This is a genomic window from Bacteroidia bacterium (assembly GCA_025056095.1).
Lineage (GTDB): Bacteria > Bacteroidota > Bacteroidia > JANWVE01 > JANWVE01 > JANWVE01.
Window position 1 is genome coordinate 1 of the sequence record JANWVW010000279.1, and the last position, 3,150, is coordinate 3,150.

Genomic DNA, 3,150 nt, shown 5'->3' on the forward strand with positions numbered 1-3,150 from the left:
TAAGCGTTCCCAAGATTTACCACTTGCGTATCACGATGTGGGGCAGTTTTATTTTTTTGTGGTGAGCAGATTTTTAGCCACTAAAAAACTATTTTCCGAATTTTCTGTACCTTTGCATATTTCAGAATTGGAAATGCAAGATATTGATAATGAAACTGATTGGAAATTGGCAGAGTTGAAATATCAATTACTGAAAAATGTATAAAGCTCTTGTTATAGGCTGTGGAAACATTGGGGCAATGTATGATTTTGAAAATAACGAAATTCAGACGCATACCAAAGCCCTAGTATTAAATGGTAACTTTGAAGTATCTGTTTTTGATGCGAATACAACTTTAGCTCAAAAGGTAGCTCAAAAGTATCAAATTCAGGCAATTGAGGAAATTGAAAATTTAAAAGATTATGATTTAGTTTCAATTTGCTCGCCCACAGAAACACATATCCACTATTTAGAGGAGTGTCTAGAGGCAAAAGTAAAACTTATCATTTGCGAAAAACCCATTTGCTACAATAAACTAATTTTACAATCTACCCACAACAAATTTGCAAATTACTATTCAGGTGATGTTAAAATTTTAGTTAATTATCCAAGACCTTTTCTGCCTGCGTATCAAAGCCTGAAAAAAGACATTCAAAACATCTTGCAAGCCGATAGTTTAATTAGTATTATCATCAAATACTATAAAGGCTTGCTAAATTATGCCTCTCACGCTTTCAATTTGCTTGAATTTTTATTGGATAAAAGATTACGTTTCACTCAAACTAATATTTTTAGTAAAGCATATGATTTTTTTAAAGAAGATCCTACTATTTCGGCTTTTGCTTGGTGGGATTCTGTGCCTGTACATATTATCGGCTTAACTAAAACTAATTTTTCAATTTTTGAACTTGAATTATACTTCCAAAATCACAAGATTTTGATACACTCACAAGGTAATATAATTGACATTTATCAAAAAAATGAACAATCTTATGGCGTATTTCCTACTCAACCTACAAAAACTTATCAGAATTGTTTGAAAGATTATATGAAATACGTAATTTCGCATGCAGAAAATATGTTAAAAGATAAGACAATTCAAGATAATTTTGATGGAGCCGCTAATATCAATCAATTTTTGTTGCAAATCATTGAAAATAAGTAGTATTTATGGAAATCATAACCAAAAATAAATTAGCTATCAAAGGTGGTAAGCCCATACGCACTAAACTGTTCAACGCTTATAACACTATTGGTGAAGAAGAGAAACAAGCTGTAATGAAAGTTTTAGATAGTGGCAATTTATCGCAATTTCTGGGAGCTTGGCACAAAGATTTTTATGGCGGGCAAATGGTGCAAGCCTTTGAAAAGCAATGGGCTGAAACTTTTGGAGTTAAGTATGCCATTACGGTCAATTCAAATACATCAGGGCTATTTGCGGCGATTGGAGCTTGTGGCATTCAGCCTGGTGACGAAGTAATTGTATCGCCTTATACTATGACGGCAAGTGCTTTGGCACCACTTGTATATGGAGCCGTGCCTGTTTTTGCCGATATTGATGAAGAGAATTTTGGCTTATGTCCTAAAAGCATTGAAGCCCGTATCAGTCCCCGAACGAAAGCTATTTTAGTGGTGCATATCTTTGGCAATCCTGCTAAAATGGATGAAATAATGACAATCGCCAAAAAATACAACCTTAAAGTAATTGAAGATTGTGCTCAATCTCCTATGGCTACTTACAAAAATCAGTATGTTGGCACGATTGGCGATATAGGTGTTTTTAGCTTAAACTATCACAAGCACATACACACAGGAGAAGGAGGTGTAATCACTACTAATAATGACCAATTAGCCGAAAAATTATATCTTATTCGTAATCATGGCGAAAATGTAGTTGAACCCAAAGGCGTAACCGACCTTGTCAATACTTGGGGGTTTAACTTCCGAATGACCGAAATTCAAGCCGCTATTGGCATAGAACAACTTAAAAAACTGCCAAAACTTTTAGAAGAAAGACTAAAAAATGCTCAATTCTTTAACGAAAAATTGAGTCAAATTCCGGGAATTGTACCTGCCAAAGTAGAACCCCATAGCAAACACGTATATTATGTACAACCTTTTAAGTTCAAAAAAGAGATAGTAGGTATAGATAGAAATACATTCATCAATGCAGTAAAAGCAGAAATTCCGTCAGCTGTTTTACGAGAAGATACTCCTTTGATTGGGGTGGGCTATGTCAAACCTTTGTATTTACAACCGCTTTACCAACAAAGAGCTTCTTTGTGTTCTTTTAATTGTCCTCGCTATAAAGGTAAGGTAGATTATAGCAAAGGCATATGTCCAAATGCTGAAAAAATGCATTTTGAGGAACTTTTTACACACGAGTACATGCGTGGCAATATGAGCGAACAGGACTTACAAGATGTAGTAGATGCTTTTTACAAAGTAGCCGAAAATATTGATGAACTACGATAACTTAGAAGGCAAAGGCTTATTTGTATTCAGCGACCCTGCTGGGGCAAAAGCTGTGCTTGCAAAAGCCTATTTTTTGCAAAAAGAAAAAAAACTCTCTGATTTGAAAATAATTTCAGATAGAAAATATGATTTTTTTGCAGAATTTGGATTAGAAGTTCTGAGTTACAACGAAAGTGAAGAAATCAAATGGATACAAGATTTTAAGCCTGATTTTGTTTTCACAGGTACGTCTTATACCTCTAAAATTGAGCTAAAATTTATTGAGCAGGCGGTTAAGCAAAATATTTTAAGTGTAGCATTTATAGACCATTGGACAAATTTTTACAGCCGTTTTGTGTGGAATGACAAAGTGATTTTCCCTGATAAAATTTGGGTAATTGATGAAAAGGCTAAAAATTTGGCAATACAAGAAAATTTACCACAAGAAAAGCTACAAATAGTGGGAAATCCTTACTATGAATTTCTGAAAATTTGGAAACCAAACCTTTCTAAAGAAGATTTTTTAAGAACTATTGGATTGGATGCTTGTGTTTCTTATGTTTTATATGTTCCTGAACCTTTAAGCCAAGTAGGAGGTGTTGAAAAATTTGGATTTGATGAATATGAAGTTTTAGAGGAATTGATTTGTTATTTTAAGAAGAAATACGTATCCTCGCATAAGTTTTTGTTAGTTAAACCTCACCCTAATCATCAAG

4 protein-coding genes are annotated in these 3,150 nt (G+C 33.8%); all 4 read left to right on the forward strand.

Annotated features, from left to right (window positions below; all coding sequences use genetic code 11):
- Window positions 1-205: pseudaminic acid cytidylyltransferase (locus tag NZ519_13335; protein MCS7029736.1), on the forward strand; the 205-nt coding region annotated here is incomplete at its 5' end.
- Window positions 198-1,145: a Gfo/Idh/MocA family oxidoreductase gene (locus tag NZ519_13340; GenBank protein MCS7029737.1), complete on the forward strand. Its 948-nt coding sequence runs from the start codon at window positions 198-200 to the stop codon at window positions 1,143-1,145. The genes NZ519_13335 and NZ519_13340, both read left to right, overlap by 8 nt.
- Window positions 1,146-1,150: 5 nt before the next feature.
- Complete coding sequence (locus NZ519_13345; protein ID MCS7029738.1) at window positions 1,151-2,455, forward strand: DegT/DnrJ/EryC1/StrS family aminotransferase; 1,305 nt, start codon at window positions 1,151-1,153, stop codon at window positions 2,453-2,455.
- Window positions 2,442-3,150, forward strand: a 709-nt coding sequence (locus NZ519_13350) for a hypothetical protein (GenBank protein ID MCS7029739.1), incomplete at its 3' end; no start/stop codon positions are given. The genes NZ519_13345 and NZ519_13350, both read left to right, overlap by 14 nt.